The organism is Dyella monticola (assembly GCF_003363155.1).
GTDB classification, from domain to species: domain Bacteria; phylum Pseudomonadota; class Gammaproteobacteria; order Xanthomonadales; family Rhodanobacteraceae; genus Dyella_B; species Dyella_B monticola.
Genome location: NZ_QRBE01000016.1, coordinates 65,035 through 83,809, shown reverse-complemented (window position 1 = coordinate 83,809; position 18,775 = coordinate 65,035). Strand labels below are relative to the sequence as shown.

At 58.4% G+C, this 18,775-nt stretch carries 15 protein-coding genes; 4 read left to right on the top strand and 11 right to left on the bottom strand.

The window, feature by feature from the left end:
* Positions 1–73 precede the first annotated feature (73 nt).
* Positions 74–526, bottom strand: coding sequence for a hypothetical protein (locus DWU98_RS19475; protein ID WP_115497245.1), 453 nt, complete (start codon positions 524–526; stop codon positions 74–76).
* Positions 527–1,101: 575 nt separating this feature from the next.
* On the opposite strand from DWU98_RS19475, the gene DWU98_RS19470 reads away from it, so the two are divergent.
* On the top strand, positions 1,102–2,946 hold the full coding sequence (locus tag DWU98_RS19470; protein ID WP_196239542.1) for an ABC transporter ATP-binding protein: 1,845 nt from the start codon (positions 1,102–1,104) through the stop codon (positions 2,944–2,946).
* A 209-nt stretch (positions 2,947–3,155) separates the two neighbouring features.
* On the top strand, positions 3,156–3,671 hold the full coding sequence (locus DWU98_RS19465; protein WP_115497243.1) for a hypothetical protein: 516 nt from the start codon (positions 3,156–3,158) through the stop codon (positions 3,669–3,671).
* Positions 3,672–3,894: 223 nt separating this feature from the next.
* Here the strand turns inward: DWU98_RS19465 and DWU98_RS19460 are convergent, their stop codons facing one another.
* From DWU98_RS19460 to DWU98_RS19435, 5 genes are all read right to left on the bottom strand, one after another.
* Positions 3,895–4,323, bottom strand: a complete 429-nt coding sequence (locus tag DWU98_RS19460) for a VOC family protein (RefSeq protein ID WP_115497242.1) — start codon at positions 4,321–4,323, stop codon at positions 3,895–3,897.
* Between the two features lie 77 nt (positions 4,324–4,400).
* A complete protein-coding gene (locus DWU98_RS19455; protein WP_115497241.1) occupies positions 4,401–5,852 on the bottom strand; it encodes a TolC family protein in 1,452 nt (483 codons plus the stop codon).
* 55 nt (positions 5,853–5,907) lie between these two features.
* Positions 5,908–7,800 (bottom strand): FUSC family protein, encoded by a 1,893-nt coding sequence (locus DWU98_RS19450; RefSeq protein WP_115497240.1) that lies wholly within the window; start codon positions 7,798–7,800, stop codon positions 5,908–5,910.
* The gene (gene mdtN / locus DWU98_RS19445; protein WP_115497254.1) at positions 7,781–8,830 is read right to left on the bottom strand and encodes a multidrug transporter subunit MdtN; all 1,050 of its coding nucleotides are present in this window, start codon (positions 8,828–8,830) and stop codon (positions 7,781–7,783) included. The genes DWU98_RS19450 and mdtN overlap by 20 nt, the downstream gene beginning before the upstream one ends.
* 571 nt (positions 8,831–9,401) lie before the next feature.
* On the bottom strand, positions 9,402–9,587 hold the full coding sequence (locus DWU98_RS19435; RefSeq protein WP_115497239.1) for a hypothetical protein: 186 nt from the start codon (positions 9,585–9,587) through the stop codon (positions 9,402–9,404).
* A gap of 67 nt (positions 9,588–9,654) precedes the next feature.
* Here DWU98_RS19435 and DWU98_RS19430 point away from each other — a divergent pair, with 67 nt between their 5' ends.
* Together DWU98_RS19430 and DWU98_RS19425 are read left to right on the top strand one after the other, a co-directional pair.
* Positions 9,655–11,379, top strand: a complete 1,725-nt coding sequence (locus tag DWU98_RS19430; RefSeq protein ID WP_115497238.1) for an alpha-keto acid decarboxylase family protein — start codon at positions 9,655–9,657, stop codon at positions 11,377–11,379.
* On the top strand, positions 11,376–12,320 hold the full coding sequence (locus tag DWU98_RS19425; protein ID WP_115497237.1) for a 3-hydroxyacyl-CoA dehydrogenase NAD-binding domain-containing protein: 945 nt from the start codon (positions 11,376–11,378) through the stop codon (positions 12,318–12,320). Before DWU98_RS19430 ends, DWU98_RS19425 begins: the two co-directional genes overlap by 4 nt.
* A 118-nt stretch (positions 12,321–12,438) precedes the next feature.
* Here DWU98_RS19425 and DWU98_RS22590 read toward each other — a convergent pair whose 3' ends face one another.
* The 5 genes from DWU98_RS22590 to DWU98_RS19400 form a co-directional block, all read right to left on the bottom strand.
* Positions 12,439–12,636 carry a thiamine pyrophosphate-dependent enzyme gene (locus DWU98_RS22590; RefSeq protein ID WP_425480249.1) on the bottom strand — a complete coding sequence of 66 codons (198 nt, stop codon included), beginning with the start codon at positions 12,634–12,636 and terminating at the stop codon, positions 12,439–12,441.
* 453 nt (positions 12,637–13,089) lie between these two features.
* Positions 13,090–13,365, bottom strand: coding sequence for a hypothetical protein (locus DWU98_RS19415; protein WP_147293389.1), 276 nt, complete (start codon positions 13,363–13,365; stop codon positions 13,090–13,092).
* On the bottom strand, positions 13,362–13,997 hold the full coding sequence (locus DWU98_RS19410; protein ID WP_147293388.1) for a hypothetical protein: 636 nt from the start codon (positions 13,995–13,997) through the stop codon (positions 13,362–13,364). Before DWU98_RS19410 ends, DWU98_RS19415 begins: the two co-directional genes overlap by 4 nt.
* A gap of 693 nt (positions 13,998–14,690) precedes the next feature.
* Positions 14,691–17,663 carry a VapE domain-containing protein gene (locus tag DWU98_RS19405; RefSeq protein WP_115497234.1) on the bottom strand — a complete coding sequence of 991 codons (2,973 nt, stop codon included), beginning with the start codon at positions 17,661–17,663 and terminating at the stop codon, positions 14,691–14,693.
* A complete protein-coding gene (locus DWU98_RS19400; RefSeq protein ID WP_147293387.1) occupies positions 17,660–18,448 on the bottom strand; it encodes a helix-turn-helix transcriptional regulator in 789 nt (262 codons plus the stop codon). The genes DWU98_RS19405 and DWU98_RS19400 overlap by 4 nt, the downstream gene beginning before the upstream one ends.
* Between the last annotated feature and the right edge of the window lie 327 nt (positions 18,449–18,775).

Genomic DNA, 18,775 nt, shown 5'->3' with positions numbered 1-18,775 from the left:
CTTGCCATCGATCTGCTCCTTCTACGGCGATTATCATCGCCTCATTGAGCAGGAAATCCACCTATCGGGCTGTTCAGTTTTCCGGGGCCAGCTCTGGGTTCTGATGTTGGTCAGCACCCAGTGCGCTAGCAGAAAGGTGAATCATGTTTACCCAAATGTTGCGTGCCTCTCCACGAAGAAAATGATACCGGCCGTTAGCGGCTGTCAGGAATGCCTTCCAACTAGGAAGATTGATAGCACCGTCTAACGCCTCCTCCAAAATGCGCGTCGATTCTATGAGTGACATCGAACTGAAGACTTTTTGGCCAACAACATAGTCGCCTGCGTTAACATGAAAGTCGAAGTCTGCAACGTCACCTTCCTTAGTCATCCATGGGTAGAACATCACCAATGCATGAATCACTTCGGCATGGTCTCCTGCCTGTCGAGCTACGTATCTATATTCGACGTGATAGGAATCGGTTAACCATTCTCTGGCCGCCGTAAAGAAATCGTCTCGTATGATGGTTTGCGTCGAAGAATCCATTTCCGCCCCTCATTTTTTTGGTTAAGCCGGCCATCCATAGACAACTGACGCTACGTTCAAGAGCCCGACGCTGACTAGGTGTCCAGGAAAATCCACTCACCAGGTGGGCACTCCTGCCGGATGTAATCGAGCTTCGCCGTATGTTCTACCTCGGCCGTGAACTCGACGTTGTAGTAACCCATCATGTCGCACCGGATCGTAAATCTTACGCCGGACGCCTCGCACCCGCGCCCTACCCGGCTGTATGGAGTCCTCCTCCATCGAACTGAGCCGCGCAGATAGTGAAGTCGAACCAATGCGCAATTAATTGCGAAGGGGATGTCACTTCACGTATCACGATCCGCCTCCGTTACCACATTGACGCTCTTGCTATGGCCGTCGCGTACTGGACTAAGTGGCCGGCACCCGCGATAACACAGGCTAATCGCAAGACATGCCCGACTACAAACTCTTCAGCACGTTGCCAGGCAGTGGCCCTATCGTGCGTTCAATCACACGCCTAAGCTTGCCTGAGGCGACACGGCCCCCATTTCGAAAGCTTCGCGCCCCGTCACGTGCTTCACGACGCCTCCCCTGTGCCGCCTAACGCAGCCCCTGCCGCTACACCGAAAGAACTCGCCCGAAGTTTTCTGGGCGTGTTCCGGTACAGCGGACGGGCGCTGGAACTGGTCTGGAGCACCAGCCGCACGCTGACCATCGCGCTGGCCCTGCTCACTCTTATCTCCGGCCTGCTACCGGCTGGCATTGCCTACGTCGGCGCGCACATTGTCGACGCCGTGCTCGGTGCTAGCAAGTTGTGGGCAGCGCACGGAACAGCCCCGCTGCGATCGGTGTTCGAATGGGTGGTGCTGGAGGGCGTGCTGGTGGCGGCGATGGCCGGCGCACAGCGCGGCCTGTCGCTGTGCCAGTCGCTGCTGCGTGCGCAACTGGGCCAACGCGTCAATGTGTTGATCCTGGAAAAGGCGCTGACACTCGAACTGGCGCACTTCGAGGATTCGGAGTTCTACGACAAGCTCACCCGCGCGCGACGCGAGGCGTCGAGTCGGCCGCTGTCACTGATCACCCGAACATTCGGCTTGGGCCAGAACGCGATCTCGCTGCTCAGCTACGGCAGCCTGCTGTTTCAGTTCTCGCCGTGGGCGGTAGCGGTGCTGCTGCTGGCCGGCTTGCCATCATTCTTCGCCGAGACGAAATTCTCCGGCGACGCGTTCCGGCTGTTCCGCTGGCGCTCTCCGGAAACACGCATGCAGCTGTATCTGGAAACCGTGCTGGCCCGCGAGGACCACGCCAAGGAAGTGAAGCTGTTTGGCCTTGGCCCCTTGTTCCTGCAGCGTTATCGCGACATCTTCCACATGTTGTATCGCGCCGATCGCGATCTGGCCGTGCGTCGCGACAGTTGGGGCTTCGGCCTGGGCCTGCTCGGCACGTTGGCGCTATACGGCGCCTACGCATGGATCGCCGCCAGCACCGTGATGGCGCGCATCACCCTGGGCCAGATGACGATGTATCTGTCGCTGTTCCGTCAGGGCCAGTCGGCGGTGTCGGCGATGCTGTCGGCGATCGGCGGCATGTACGAAGACAACCTCTACCTGTCCACGCTGTACGAGTATCTGGAAACGCCCGTGCCCGCAGCCACCGGCACCGTGCAGCATGGCGCCACACCAGAGGACGGCATCCGCTTCGAACGGGTCAGTTTCACCTACCCCGGCGCCGGCGAACCGGCACTGCGCGACATCGACCTGCATATCCGTCCCGGCGAATCGTTGGCCCTGGTAGGCCAGAACGGTTCGGGCAAGACCACCCTGATCAAGCTGCTCACGCGCCTGTACTCGCCTGACAGTGGCCGCATCCTGCTCGACGGCACCGATCTGCGCGAGTGGGATGAATCCGTCCTGCTGCAGCGCATCGGGGTGATCTTCCAGGACTTCGCCCGCTATCAGATGCGCGTGGGTGAGAACGTCGGTGCCGGCGATGTCACCCATTTCCATGACGAAGCGCGCTGGCGCGAAGCCAGCGACAAGGGCATGGCCAGCGACTTCATCGACAGCCTGCCGGCAGGCTTCGAGACGCCACTGGGCAAATGGTTCAACGACGGGCGCGAGCTGTCTGGCGGGCAATGGCAGAAGATCGCCCTGGCCCGCGCCTTCATGCGCTCACGCGCCGACATCCTGGCGCTGGATGAACCCACCGCCGCGATGGACGCGCAGGCTGAGGCCACCATATTCGAACACTTCCGCGAGCTCTCCGGCGGCCGCATCGCCATCCTCATATCGCATCGCTTTTCCACCGTGCGCATGGCCGACCAGATCGTCGTGATCCAGGACGGCCGCATCATCGAACGTGGCAATCATGAGCAGTTGATGGCCGAGGACGGCCACTACGCACATCTGTTCTCGTTGCAGGCGCAGGGATATCGGTGAGCTGTCACTTGGTAAGCCACGGTAATCCGTAACGACCAGCGGCCTAGCAGGCAAACCTCGAAGACCTCCCACGCTGTCAACTCCCGCGCAGACAGTAACTCCGGACTCTAAACCGACGCGCTACTCAAAACTGGGGGGACGTCGTGTTCGCTTCCGAAGCGAGCCGAAGTATAAAATGCCTACTATTCGATGATGAGCGGCGAGGTTTCATGGAAAAGTTTAGCTACGCATCCCAGGAAAAAAGCAGCTTCGACCCGGACTTGTATCCGCGCAGTTATCGCTGGCGAGGGATTAGCGCCATTATGGCTCGTATAGTGATCATCGTTGTCTTTTCTTGTGCTTGCACATCGATATTTCGTTTGCTTGAAGGAAGCGGCGGCCAACCCCTTGGCGAATTCTTAGAGGCCTTATTTCAATTTGCCCTCTTGGCGGCTTTCGGTAGGAGCGCTCTTCCGCTAGAGATAGAACTAACTGCGACATCAATCTCGATGATTCGGCAGTTCTCGCGAACAACGTCCATCCAGCGCCAAGATGTCGTCCGCTGTGACCTGCGCCAGACCAGGTGGGGGCCGAGGGTCATGATCGAGTATCGTCGTTCTGGCGCGTCCCAAGTAACCGTGACAGGAAAGACGCAAATTTATATGCTGCCGGAACTGGATTGGGACGACGAATTCTGGAATTGGTTTGACGGCGTTCCTGGGAAACGACCGAAGCCTGCCGGGTAACTGCATTTAGCAGGCTGTTGAGAACACTTTTATTGAGGTCAAGTTGATGCGCGTAGTGTGAGTCGATCACGGCTGCCCTACCCGTGATAACCGGCTCTAATCGCCCTGCCCTTGCGCGCCACGGCAAACATCCGTGTCATGTCGAAACTGGACGTTACGTTAGAGATCAGCCTGCCAGATGATGATGGGAGCGATAAAAGGCAATCCTCTCCTATTGCGATCGCTATACGTGCCGCTTCGGGTTCCACGCTTTATGTACGAACTCAATGCGGTTGCCGTCGAAGTCGGCGACGTTGGCAGCGTAGTAGCCGTGGGCGAAATAGGTGCGATCTGCTGGCTTACCTTCATCGGTGCCACCGGCCTTGATGGCAGCTGCGTAGGCGGCATCGACCAGTTCGTTTGTGTCGCAAACGATCCCGAGGTAGAGCCCGGTCTCGCCGACCTTGCGTTGACGTAGCCAGACGCTTGATCCGACGGCCTTTCCGTTGCCGTACATATCGTCTCCGATTCCGTAAAGATCAGGAACGCCTTCGGGGCCTGAGGCAGAATCGTAGTTGCCGAACACCTTCCAGCCTAGCGGTTTCAAGGCTGAAGAATAGAACGTTAGTGACTTATCGATGTTGGTGACGGAGATGTAGACGTGATCGATCATTTGATCCTCTTGTAGGTATTGGCATTGTCATGCATGACAGACATGAAAATGGATGCCACAGTTACGCTGGAGAATGCTTAGTTTGGTGCTTGTCCCAGACTTCCGCAGGCCAAAGCTAGCGTCGCCGCCGCAGAAAGTGCTGCGCTATGCGCGTCTACAGCCGCGTTGCGCGCTTCAAGCAGCTGGCGTTCGGCCACCAATATGTCGGTGGATGATCCTACGCCACGCCGAAATGCCGCGAACGCCGCATCATAGGTTACCTCAGAGGCATCGAGGAGCGCACGTGTGGCCGAGACGGCAGCAAGGCTGGTGTGCAACTTCGAATCGGCCATTACCACTTCCTGAGCTGCATCGAGCTTGACGCGATCCAGCGCTTCGGCTGCAGAGTCCGCACGGTTGCGTGCTTGCGCCAATGCTGCATTGCGTACTCCGCCATTATAGAGAGGAATGGTTACGCCAACGATGACGGTTGCGCCCCAGTGGTGGTTCGACAGATTGACAGTGGGCGCTTGATCGCCGACCGCAGGCACTGCTGAGAGATCAACATTGCCACTGGCGTGCGTACCCGAAGCGGAGACGAAAAACTTAGGTAGAAAATCAGCTTTAGCGGCGCGGACGCCGGCGTCGGCCGCCTTCTGCTGAGCGATGGCGGCAAGCACATCGGGACGTCGCTGCAATGCGTCCGACAGCACGCGATCGACGGGCTGATCAAGACCAGAAGGCAACGGCCGCTGGGAGACATCGGCGATTTGAATGTGCGAGAGCGGCGATACACCGATCGCCGAAAGTAGCGCCAAATAAGCATTCGACTTGTCGCCATCGGCGTCGACTTTGGCCAACTCCGCTTGTGCTGTGAGCTGCCGCGCCTGCGCCACTTCGACAACGGTCCCCTCGCCGTGTTTTTTGCGGCTTTCGGCGGCCAATTCAATGTCCTTTGCATCCTTGAGCGAGGCTTGGGTACTTTCGGCGCGAGCACAAGCCGCGGAATAAGCATAAAAAGCCACACTGACCGCGTGGATCAACTTCTGATGTGCGCCCGTGAATCCAATATCGGCGATCACCGCACCTTGATCAGCAGCGGCTACGAGTGCACGACGTTCACCAAAATCGAACAGCAACCATTCGACCGATAGCACCGCTATGCCGCCGGTAAACGAGTTGTTCTGGTTGGCCTGAGCGCCCAGCACCGAACTTCGTCCATTCTCGGTCTGCCTTGCACCCAATGCGGTGGCGCTGATGCGCGGCAGATAAGCGCTGCGTGCGATGCCGGCGGTAAGCGCGGCGTTACGCGCTTCATTCCAAGCAATGCGGGTTTCGGGATTGTTGCTTTCCGCCAGATCAATGAGGTCTGCCAGGTCGTAAATCCGTGCGGAATCGATGGTTGTGGCCCCAAACGTTGCAGCACCCGGATTGGGCGGCAATACATAACTTTGCGATGGCGGAGTCGATTCTGACGCGGGTGCGGCAGTCAGCGCGCCGGACGCATCGACGGTCGGCGTCCACGGACGGTCCGGCGCAGAAGGTGCCATGCGCAATGCGGAAGTGGCGCATCCGCACAGCGACAAAGTCAACAGCGCGGCGATACTAGTGCGCAACGTCGTCCTCCAATCCGTGCCCCCTGCTCTGTGGATCTGCAGGGAGGACGGGCGGCTCTCCATCATCGACGGCCTTTGCCATCTGATCGAGACGCGCGGCTATCGTATCGAGTGTGGCGCGCTCGTCCGCGGTCAACAGCGTCAATTCGAATGAAGGGATACCGGCTAACAACGTCTTCCGCCGCTTGAACCAATCCTCGCGCGGCCGCAGCCATGCAGGTTCGTAGTAGGCCATCGCAAGATCGGTCTCGACTTTTGCGATAGACCCATGGGCCTTTGATAGTGCGTTTCGGCGTTCGACTTGCTGCGCAAGCTCGGCAATACGGGCGAGCTTGCGCAGCACCGCGGAGATCGCAGGATCGATGCGGCGTGCGATGCTGACCGGCCAGATGGAAATAAAGATCAAATAAACCGCCACGTTGCCCAGCAAAATGCCGATCACGCGATCGCGCGCCACCGTCAAGTCGAAACCCGGCGTCGAACCCTGAAGTATGCAGAGGAAAAACGCAAAGGTGAGTTGAAATCCAGCATAGGCGATGCGCGGACCGCCCGTAGCGATCCAGCCACCGGCCAATCCGCCGGCAAACACCAGCATCAACAATCCACCGATTCGATCGATGGACGGCGTCAGCCAAACAATTGCAGCCAACCCGGCCGCAGCACCGACCAATGCACCGGCGATGCGCAGCGATAGCTTCTCAATCGTTTCCGCTGTCGTATCGAGCGAAACGATATAGCAAGTAAGGAGACAGGTATGAATTCCCTGCCAGTCGGTCATGGAGTAGAAGAGATAGCAGATCATGGCTGCGATCGTGACTTTGAGTGCAAACCGGACATGCTCGAGATTGGTGAGCGCATCCGCTGCAAAGAAACCACTCTTTTCCTTCGCGGCCGTTTTCTCTGATGACGACTGAGCAACCGCAAAGTTCGCCAGCACTGCATTGAAGTCGGCAATCAATGAGAATAACGGCTGCACGAGTGGTTTTTCAAACGCATGCACCGGTTCGATATCGGCCGGATAAAGGTGCCTGTCGAGAATCGACGCCATATCGCCCAACGTTACTGCGGCAGCGTGACGCCAACTGTTGGATAGATCGGGTGAACAGTCGATCGCCTCGCTCAACATCAATAAAGCGTCAGCAGAGCGGGCGGCTTGCTGAAGCGCCGACACGTCCGCGCGTGAGGATGTCTTTTCCAGCAACGCCAATCGCAGATGCCCTTGAATAGCCGCATCGCCCTGCCGGCGCAGGGTTGCGATGCATTGCCGCGTGAAAATGTCCGGCGCTTCCATAAGGTCTCGCGCCGCACGCAGTCGCAATGCGATGTCACGCTCTGCCAGTCGCCTGGGAGCAGGTCCGATCAGGAGATTGACGGCGACGGATAGGCCTGCAGGAATGCCAATCACGAGCCAGATATAGAGCAATGCCCGCGTCGCCAACTCACCATTCGGCGCATTGCCCATCACAGCCAGCGCATAAACGACGATCAGCGCAATGGTTGCCGCCAATGGCTTGAGCTTACTGGCAGAAGCGAGAAACAACAGCCACAGCGACAAGGCTGTCATCATTGCCACCCGCAGCGCAGGGACATCCAGCACCACGCCGGCGATGAGTATGAGCAGGCCGATAAGAATGCTGACTACGAGGGCCAACAATACACTGGTGACCACACTACCCATTCGATCCGGCTTATTCATGAAGAACACGACATAAGCCGATAGCGCCACGTCTGGCAGCTCGTACGACTGTGCTACCCATGTTGTCAGCGCGCAGATCAATGCCAGGCGGAATGTGAATTCAGCACGCCCTGGCGTGCGCGCGACAACTTCCGACAACCGAGCCTGGATCGTTCGCACTGCATGCTCACCGACAAGCGACGCCATGATCGACCTCAATGATGGCACTTGCGCCCAGGCGCACCAGATCTTCCGGCGGACTTTCCAGCTTTACGCGTACCGGGAAGCGTTGTGACACACGAACCCAGTTGAGCGAGCGTTCGACATATGGAAGTCCGTGAGGGACATCGACTCGCTCGGTATCGAGTACGCCAGATCCAATTCCCGTCACGGTTCCTCGCATCGGCCGGGACCGATCGATCATCGAGTAGACTGTTGCACAGTCGCCGACTTTGACATGCTTGAGCACTGTTTCGCGAAAGTTTCCGACGGAGTACCACTCATCCGATGCGATCAACGTAAACAACGATTGAGATGGCGCGACGATCTCGCCGCTGACAACGCTGAGTCCGACGACACGACCATCATGAGGAGCGAGCACCGTGGTGTCTCGCAGGGCCCGTTCGGCGATGGCCAGTGCGGCGCGGCGCGCTTGCACGGTGGCCTCTGCACCAGCCGTCGTGTCGACGGCGTTCTTGGCGGCCGCTTGTTGCTCTTGTGCCTGATTAAGCGACTTGGCGGCGTCGCGGTAGGCAACTTCGGCCTGGTCGAGCTGCTGTTCCGGAATATAGCCATCTTGAGCAAGTGGGCGAAGGCGGTCAACGGTACGCCGTGCGAGTTCCTCGTTCTGCGCAGCCTTGCGTGTTTGTTCGGCGGCAATGACAGCGTTTGAGCTTTGCGTGGAAACGATGCGGCGCTCGGTGTCAAGCGCAGCTTCGGCAAGAGCCAGATCGGCGCGCGCTTGCGCAACCGCGTCGCGATAATGTTCGGGATCGATCTGGAACAGCAAATCGCCCTGCTTCACCGTAACGTTTTCGGTTACGCCGAGCTTGATGACGCGGCCGCCCACCTCGGCAGCGACGTGAACGACGTCCGCATCAATGGAAGCGGCATCGGTAGAGGGATTACGCGTGGCGCGCGATAGGACGACCGCTACCATGACGATTGCGGCCACGATCACGATCAGCGCCAGCAGCTTTGCTCGGCGCGTGGAATTTTGCTCGCCGGCCGCGCGCATCAGCGATCCAGCCATAGAAGGTCGAACGCACCGGCGACAAGGATGCCGATGGCGACAAAGGTGAAAAGCGGAAATGGCACGGACTGTGCCAATCCAGCGAGCCCGAAGACGATACGAGCAACGATTGCGATTACGATCGTCAAAATCGCAAAGACTAGCCAATCGGGAAAATATGCGCCGAACAGAATGACCGCTGGCGCCGAGCTCGTTGAGCAACCGGCTATCGCGCCCAAGGCGGGCAAGAGTCGCCCTAAGCGGCGAAGGCCAGACCATACGTCTCGCAAGGCTGCCGATCCCGTGCCGATCATTGCCCTAGTCTCCTCGGTGCAACGTTCTCTGACGCGTGTGAGAAGAGTATCCAGCTGCGAGAAAGAGCACCAGACTATACGTTGATACGGGATACCTGGAGGCCTCAAGACTGTGGATGTGTCGACGCAAGCTAGAAATCTAGTCGCCACAAAGAGGACGACGTTTTCCTTGCGTGACGTGTTGCCGCGAATAGTTAAACGCCAAGCAAGCACCGTGCCATTGAAGGACTCTGAAAAAAATAATGCAATGCCGCATCGAATCGTTAGCGTTCGACTTGAACGCCGTTCTCATCTTTGTATATTTCCAAGGATGGGGTCCGAGGATCGGCGTTGGCCCGGCCAGCCACCATCGACATTGGATTGATCCAATGATGAAAGTCGACCGCAGTAACGGCGATTTTCTTGGAATTGCCCGATTTGCCGTTGGCTCGGTGCGTCACCGATTCCATCGCGCATGGGACTCCCTCCGGCTGCTGCCTATTTTGCCGCTTTTCTCCAGCGGCCCAGGAGTCCTCTATGTCAACCCCCACGCAACGAATGAAGATCGGCGATTTTCTGCTTCGTCGTCTTGAAGAAGCCGGCATTCGGCACCTGTTCGGTGTCCCCGGAGACTACAACCTCACAGTGCTGCAACAACTGCACGACGCGAAGAGGGTCAAATGGGTCGGCACCACTGGTGAGCTGACTGCCTCTTACGCCGCTGATGGCTATGCACGATTGAATGGATTGGGTGCACTGCTCGTCACAAACGGGGTTGGACCGTTAAGCTCGATTAACGGAATTGGCGGTGCTTATGCCGAACATGTCCCTGTGCTCTGCATCGCAGGCTCGATACCACTGAGGTCCATCGACCGTGGTTTGGGCATGCACCACACCATGGCGGACGGGAATTTCGATCACTTCCTTAATGCATACAAGCCGGTAACAGTGGCGCAAGCACGGATCACGCCACGCAATGCAGTTATCGAGATTGATCGCCTGATTGTCACTGCTTGGCGCGAAAAGCTTCCTGTGTATATGGAGTTTCCGTCCGACATCGCTTACCTCGAGATTGAGGTACCTTCTGCACCGCTCGTTCTCGCCGAAGCGCCAAGCGACCCCGAACGCTTGCATTCGTGCGTCGCTGCGGTCGCGGAACATCTATCTACCGCCAAGTCACCGGCGATCCTGGTCGATACCGATGCGGATCGATTCCGCGTTGCACCTGAACTCATGGATCTTGCCAGCAAGCTGCAAGCCCCCGTGGCGGTGATCAACGCAGCCAAGGGCGTGATCGACGAATCGTTCTCGCATTACATTGGCATTTACGCCGGCAAAGCCAGCGAACCTGGCGTGCAGGAGACGATCGAATCCAGTGATTGCCTGCTCGCTATCTCGTATCGTCCCATTGAAGTGACCACAGGCGATTTCTCAGCTTCGTTGCCGACCAACACTATCCATGCCCGCGCGCACTCGCTCGATATCGGCCATGACAATTATCAAGCGGTGACGCTCAAGGAAGTGCTTCGTGGCGTCATCGATGCCATTCCGAAAATCACACATCGCACATCTCGACGTGTTGAGCCTGCGATGATGACAAACACGCACATCGATGCGCATGCCAAGCTTACGCAGGCCTTTTATTGGCCCGCCATTCAAAGCTATCTGCGGCCCGGTGATGTCCTGTATGTCGACAATGGCACGTCATTCTCTCTGCTCGGCCTCAAACTACCGCCGAAGTGCACGTTCATCGGTTCGATCAACTGGGGTTCGATCGGCTATTCGGTGGGCGCATTGCTTGGCGCACTGACTGCCGCACCGGATCGTCGTCACATTCTGTTGATTGGGGACGGCTCCTTCCAGGTCACGGCGCAGGAGTTGTCGACGATTTTGCGACACGATCACAAGCCGGCGATCCTGCTGATCAACAATGGCGGATATACCATCGAGCGCGGCTACCTCGGCAAGGCAGAACCATACAACGACATTGCCAATTGGTCCTACGCCAATCTGCCGAAGGTGCTTTGCCCTGACACGTCGGCACGATCGTTCGTCGTCAAAACCGGCGCGGATCTTCAAAACGCGCTCAGCACACCGAACGATACGTTGATCTTCGTCGAATCGATCATGGATCCCTGCGACGCTCCGGCTGCCGTCATGCGAAGCAGCAATATCGGGGCCGAGCTCGATTATGGCCCGACCGGACCGCAGCATCGCGAGGGCTTGCAGATGCGCCCTGCCGTAGCGGAGATGCACGCATGACAAGCATTCGAAGCATCAACCGCATTGCCGTCATCGGCACAGGCGTCATCGGCGCGAGCTGGAGCGCCCTGTTCCTGGCCAAGGGGCTTGAAGTCGTCGCTACCGACGTCGCACCAAATGCCGAGGCCTCATTAAGGAAGTTCGTGGCAAATGCATGGCCCGCATTGACGCGCCTTGGCCTTTCGCCAGGAGCAGCGCCGTCGAACCTGACGTTCACCAGCACGCTTGAGCAAGCGCTCACTGGAGTCGACCTCGTTCAGGAGAATGGCCCCGAACGAATCGATTTCAAACGCAAGCTCTACGGGCAGCTCGATGAGATACTGCCGCCCGATGTGATCATCGCGTCGAGCTCGTCAGGTCTCACCATGAGCGACATTCAGGCCGGCGCAGCGTCGCATCCCGAGCGTTGTGTGATCGCACATCCTTTCAACCCACCGCATCTGGTCCCGTTGGTGGAGGTCGTCGGAGGTAAACAGACCTCAGACACGACGATCAGGCGCACGATGGACTTTTATTCTTCGATCGGCAAGAAGGTCGTTCGCCTCAACAAGGAGGTGCCTGGGCATGTTGCTAATCGCCTCCAGGCTGCCATAGGTCGCGAGGTTTATCACCTTGTTGCCGAGGGCGTCGTCAGCGCCGCAGACGCCGATACCGCATTGTGTTGGGGCCCGGGTCTCCGCTGGGGCATCATGGGCAACATGATGCTCAACCATCTCGCCGGCGGCACGGGTGGCATCGAGCACTTCTTCCAGCAATTCACTGGGCCCATGTCTGCATGGTGGAAAGTACTAGGCACGCCGGAGCTTACGCCTGAAGTGCAAGAGAAGCTCATTGCAAGCGTTCACGCTGAAGTCGGATCACGCACCATGGAAGAACTGGAGGCGGAGCGAGATGACATACTTCTCGGCCTGCTGGAGCTCCGGTCGAAGTACCCCACCTAAGCCCCAACTCCGGTCGTCATCGGCCAAGCGAACAGCTGGGGTCCTATCCGGCATGACCGCCAATCCACATACGTAGTGCACTTGTCTTCCAGGCGACGACTCGTTGCGTGGGGCCGCACTAGTGAATGGCTCCTTCGTGCACGCTCTCGAAGAGTTTATGGTTGTCGCGGTAGTCCACGTTCACGCTGACGATGACCGGCCCGGGCGTATCAAACGCCTTTCTCATAACAGTGGCAATATCGTCGGGCTTGTTAATCACCAACCCCGTGGCGCCGAATGCCTCAGCGTAACCCGAACGTCCGCCCGTTGGGTCCAGTCATCCGAAAGATCTGCTACACCCTTCGTTTCCGACCGTGTCATCCCGGCGTTAACTTGGACGAGTGTGGGCTTTGCGTCGAAGCGTTTCCTCTTCCCTTCCCGCGATAACGCGCCCTAATCAATTTATCCTCTCGACCTATTTCCTAAGACGTAAGTTCCTCTTTTGAAGTAAGCAAGCGCGAGAAGTCCGTGCACTCGTATTGGCATATTGTTCGTGGAACAGATGCGCCGCTCAATCAAGACCGGGCGTATTGAATTTCAGCGGTCAGCGCCGGACTGCGGCGAAACTGGCCGCCGGTAGCACCATAGCGTCCACTGGCGCCGAGCATTGGTGATAGCGTTAGTGATCCCTGCGAATCACATACTAACAAGATTGGCTCAGCGGCGGCGGTTAGCGACTACCGTTCAATGGCCCGGGTGTCCATCGATCGATGAGATGCTCAGTAGACTCCTAGGTGATGTCTTTGTCAGTCATCCGTTCCAGGGCGGCGATAAACCGGGCCATGATCTCGATATCCGCTTTCGCTGCCCTCCTCTCACGCGTCGTCACGTGGCGCACCAGACGCTTGCGCAGGTGCGTCGCGCTGACTGCCAAGCGCTCACCCATCTTTACGCTTCCGCCGGCCGCATGCAGGATCTCCGCCTCGCGCTGCATATCTGCAATCAGGCTGCGCGCCATCCCCGTCATGGCCTCGGCCTCACCTGGAATCATGTGTCGATCGATCATGCGGTGCTCCGGGTATCGAGTAGCGCGGTGTCTACCTGGTGATCCCCAAGGGCGCCGCGTAGTGCACCCAAAATGCGACCGATAACCACGCGCTCGCCATCGTCCCGCGAATCACGCAACGCGCTGCCGATCGCCTGCACTACCTTGGATTGGAATTCCTGCATGCGCTCGGCGTTCCAGATCGTGGCCTGATGGCGCACCCAAAGATCGAGCAAGCCATTTCGGAGTCGGGTCGATTGGATCAACATCAGCGGGTTCCGCATGCGCCGCACGCCGGTCGCCGGATCAGTTGGCGCGGAATACTCCAGCAGCAGATCGCAAGCCATTTTCATCACGCCGATCTCTGAGCAGAAGTCGATATCGCCCGACAGCAACTCGACCATGGCGGCCGATGCTGGTGCTTGCGCCGGACGCGCAACCAGTGCAGCCGGTGCAGGAAGCACCGCGCCCCCCATCGGTAGTGCAGCATCCTCCTCGCGGACCTGCTTAACCCATCGGCTCCATGTGCCAGCGGCAACCTTCGGGAATTGAGCCCTCGCGATCCTCGGTCCAACTTCGGGGCCGTGCTCAGTAATCGCGTGCCGAATACAGGTTAGGGCAATCAGGTAATCAGGTCGCGGTGGGCGCGCCATCGAGCAGCTCCATGCAAGTTTTGGTGCGGATTCGGTTGATTGTGGTATCACGACACTGATGGTGCGTGCCGCTTCAACTGCAAATTATGAAACTCGATACGCGCGCCTCTCGGCGCTTGGTCGAAGCATATGAATCACCTACTCACAGGTCAACCCGATACAGCAAAATTATTCAGCCATATAGACGTCTAAATTGATCAAATTTGATCAATCCCCTGAAAGCCAGCATCAGTCATCCGCCCACCAGCCTCTGTCGCGTCGCTGGTGCCGGACCACTCCATGTCGGAGCTGCTACCAAACGTCGGCACCTATGCACCCTTGCCGACACTTAGTAGTAGGCACCAGCCACGCCGGATCGGTGCGGCTCGCCGGTTGAGTGCGTCGCCGCCGAAGGCAGTGGACGGTCTACAACATCACAACATCAACATCACCTATTTCTGAGAGGTTTTTTCTATACACGAAACGTGCAACTCCATACATGCGAGGTGCCGACGTTACCCATCTATGGCTATCTCTCATGTAAGAGAAAACATATTGGAAATAGATGTTGCGGATGTTGTAGATGTTGTAGCCCTTGCGCCCAAACAGTTCCGGGAACAGCATGTAAAATTCAGGAGATGTTGTAGATTTTATAGAGACCCACAAAAAAACCGCCCATCGGGGCGGCCTCTTTGTCTTTGCCGGATCACCGATCTAGAACGGCATCCCTTGCTCATCCCGTTTCGCCGGAGACTTGCGTCGCCACCCTCGCCCCTGGTTGTTCGATGGCTCCCACCCGGCCGCCTTCAACGCGGCGCAAATGAGCTTTGTGTCGGCCATGTTCTTCTTCGTGGATGGCTGCCCCGTGGTCGCATAGTAAATCTCGCCAGCGGTAACCTCCGTAAGCGGCTCCACTCGCCTGATCCAGCCAGCCCCATTTCTGTCGCCGGGGACTGGGCCCACGGTTACAAACTTCTCGACGTGCTCATCCCACGGGTTGCTTATCTGCCGGGCGGCCTGCTCCACCTTGGCGAGCGCCTCCAGCTCCGGGGTCAGCCACCAACGCTCACCCTTTTCATCCGCCCTCAATCCATCGCCTTGGCCATTGCCGTAGCGATGGAACGCCTCCGCCCAAAGCTGGTCGCGGATCGCCTTCATGCCATCAAGATCGAGCTTAGTCATCTCCACAGGCCAATACCGGCGTGCGCCCGTAGGGTCATCCAAGTAGCGCCCATCGCCCTCCGGGTTGACGGTGCCCCAGAATACGCACTGGCGCGGATGATCCTGTGCCTTGGTTCCGAACGGTGATCGGTAGTGATCGACTTTTCTTGACACGAACGCCTTGGCTGCTTTCGTGCCGGTGCGCTCAAGCGCTGCCAGCTCGGGGACTTCGATTGCCCACTTACCACGCAGCGCGATTGCCGCATCCTTATTGCCCAGATCGCCGTCCAATGAGTCCGTGAACCATTCCGGGTCATGCATCAGAGCCTCGATCAAACTTGACTTGCTGATGCCCTGCAGGCCCTCGCATATCAATGCCGTGTCCACCTTCGACCCAGGCACCATGACGCGCGCAATCATGCTGATCAGCGTTTTCGACGCGAAGGCGCGGGTTAGCTCATTATCCTTGACGCCGGTATAGGTGCACAGCCAAGTGTCCAGACGTGCCACCTCATCCCATTTCAGGCCGCGCAGGTAGTCGCGCACAGGGTGCCGCTGATCGGCGAATGCAAGCAAGCTCACTGCTTTCGCCACAGCTCTATCACTCAACTCTTTCACCTTGTGCACCGCCGTAAGCCACGCCGTGAGCCGTGTGTCGTGGTCATCGGTCCAAGGGCCAGCGCCACCCCCGCATGGCGGATCAGTGCGTGCCTCGATGCGTTCGGCGAAGGTGTTTACCCACACAACATCCTTCCACGTCGGATCGAGCATCAGGAAATGGCTGATCGCCTGCGCGCTCGGCCCTACTCGCATTTCTGCTACAGCCACTTTGTACCTGAGCACATCAGGATGCTCTACCGATGGCGGAACATGTCGCGGGTCAAAGTCGCCCACGGTCCCCGACAAGGTCAGGAGAAAATCCCCGATCAGCGTCCGATCAATCTTTCGCGCTTTGTCGGTTGGTTTGCCGTAGGCCGTGCAGTACGCCTCCCAGAAGTTGAGAGTCTGCAAGTCCAGAATGCCGTGCTCCCTGAGTAAGTCAGGGGAGCGAAGGAACACGACCTCTTTTCGATGGTTGAGAAATCCATGCAGGTCGCCGCTCTTTCCCATCGGCCATGGGCCATCGCAGCCGAGCGTCATCATCGCGCTATTAAGCTGCGCGCGCGCCTGCGGATTCAGTAGCGGCTTATCAGCACCTTGCGCCATGCCGCCAAGTTGCACGCCATCGGCGCGGTCAATCAGGCTGACACTTTCGTAATGGGTCTCCGACTTCGGCTGCTGCTGCGCGTCACTCAGCTCGCCTATCGGCGTGTCCTGCGCGCCGTCGTGCTGCCCACCGCCCTCCAAGTCATCCGCCACTATCGGCGGAGAAACAGCGAACTCATCGCGGATGCTCGCAGCCTCGCGTCTTGTCTTCATGTGCGAGAGCAGGTTAAAGCCTTCGGGGAATTCGTCCGCCAAATCCCAGCCATCAAGCACGCCTTCCGGTGGCACGACGAACTTAACCGGGTGCGCCTTGCAGTGCTCGCTGATCGCGTCGAACACATCAAGCATGGCTTTCGTGCCGCCCTGCATCAGAAACGGGATGACCTCCCCAGCCTGCGGGTGCCGATCGTTGTACGTCTTCTGATCAGCGTCCGGCCACAACGCAACGCGACGGCCATGCAGCGCCGAGAAATCGACGTGCTTAACCGCCTTGCCTCCGCCGGGCCAGCTCGCCACGATCAGCTTACTTTCTGGTATGCCCGCCGCGATGAAATGCGCCTGCGCGGAATCGCACGATTTCTCGCCCTCAACAATCAATACCTGCGCGCCCGGGTACTTCGCAAGCTTATCGAGTCCATACATGAATCGCGGTTTGGGGAACGACTGCCAGCGCCATTCGCATTCGCCCGTGCGCGTGCTTTTGCAATAGGTCAACGGCATTACATCCTTGCCGCCATCCGGTTTGGGGAAGCGACTGATATAGCCAATCAAATTGCCGCCTGAATCCCGATAGGGCCAGCGATGCGTAGCGGCTTTTCCACGCCACTTGTTCAGCGGCTCCGGCGCAGACTCCGGCACTGGAATAATGGCCTCCCATTCCTTTGGGTGCTCCTCCTGTATGACTTCGCGCTTTGGCGGTGGATCGAAGCGCGCCGGGGCCTTGCCGAGCAGTCGCGCTACCGCATCAAGAAACTCGACGCGGTCATGCTGCATGACGAAACGAATCACGTCGCCGCCAGCACCGCAGCCGAAGCAATAGAAACTGCCCTTGTCTGGGTTCACGGTGAAACTGGCGGTCTTTTCTTTGTGCAATGGGCACAGGCCGACCAGCTCGCGGCCTCCCCTTTTTAGCTCGATGCCGCAGCCCTCGATCACGGGTACGATATCGCACGCCCGCGCCCGCTCGATCTCTTGATCGGTAAATTTATACTTAGCCATTTGATTGCGCGTGTGCACACCAGAGCTGCTCTCAGCGGCTTGCGTTGGTTTTGCCAAGTGGTGCACCTTGCGCGGGCCTTCGCGCTGTGTCACGGCATTCATGCAGTCGCACCCTGTTTCGCTGCGATGCGTGCGGCACGCTCGGCGCCGCGCGTGACGGCTTGCTTCTCAAGGCGATCGATGTACGCCTCGATATCCTCGGCCACGAAAAAGACCGAACTCCCGATGTGCAAGGCGGCTGGGAAGTCGGGATCTTTCGCCATCCAGGCATAGACCGCACTCCGTGAGACATTGAAGCGCTTTGCTACATGGCTAATGCGAATCATGGTCCGCTTGCGGCGCTGGTCTAAATACGCCTCATGCGGCGCGTCCTGGACGGCTACCGAAGCCCCAGCCACGGGTGTGGGTGTGGGTGTGGGTGCTCCCGGCGCTGGTTTAGCGGCCCGGGCCGGTGCTGCTGCCTTCGACGCCGCGAACACGATGCACGCGCCGGGCTTCGCTGTTGGTGCAGGCTGCGCGTCGATGATCGCTTGTGGTACATCGGTATCAGTTACCTGAGTCGGTTCTTGCGCCGCGTTGGCCGGTGTGATGCCGGCGACGGCCGAGATCTCCTGGATCGTCTGCAGACTGGTGCTGTACTCGGCCGCCAAGCGGGAAGCGGTCTCGCCAGCGCGGAGCCGGGCCGCGACTATCCGCTCTGAGGATGGAAGTAAACGGGTGTGTTTCGTTGCGTTTGTCATCGGCGTATACGAACTGTCGTGGTGTGTTGAGCCGATGCCCACTCTATCCATCGAAAACGCAAGCGCAACAAGTGTTGCGCGTACCTGATTGGCAGTCAGGTATTTCGGACGTCCAAACGGTCCGCATTCCGCGTCACCACTACTCATGAAATTTAGTCATATGGCTTGGGGCGCACATGGGGCGCAGAATCGGCCACAAACCGCGCTGCCATGCGGTTTTCCGATGTGCTGCATGACAAAAAGCACCATCACGCGGCCACCTAATCACACGGCTTCGAGTGCAAGTGGGCGTAACTTTTGCGAATGGTGCGTGCTTCGTGCTTTTAGCGTGCGTGCGCGCACGTGGGGATCGCCGTGCCCGCGCCGAGGTGCTTCGGGGCATCAATGCGCCAATGTGATACGGGTGGTGATATTCGTCCACCGAGATATTCGCCGATTGGCTTAGTGCTGCGGTCATCCGGACACAGTGTGATG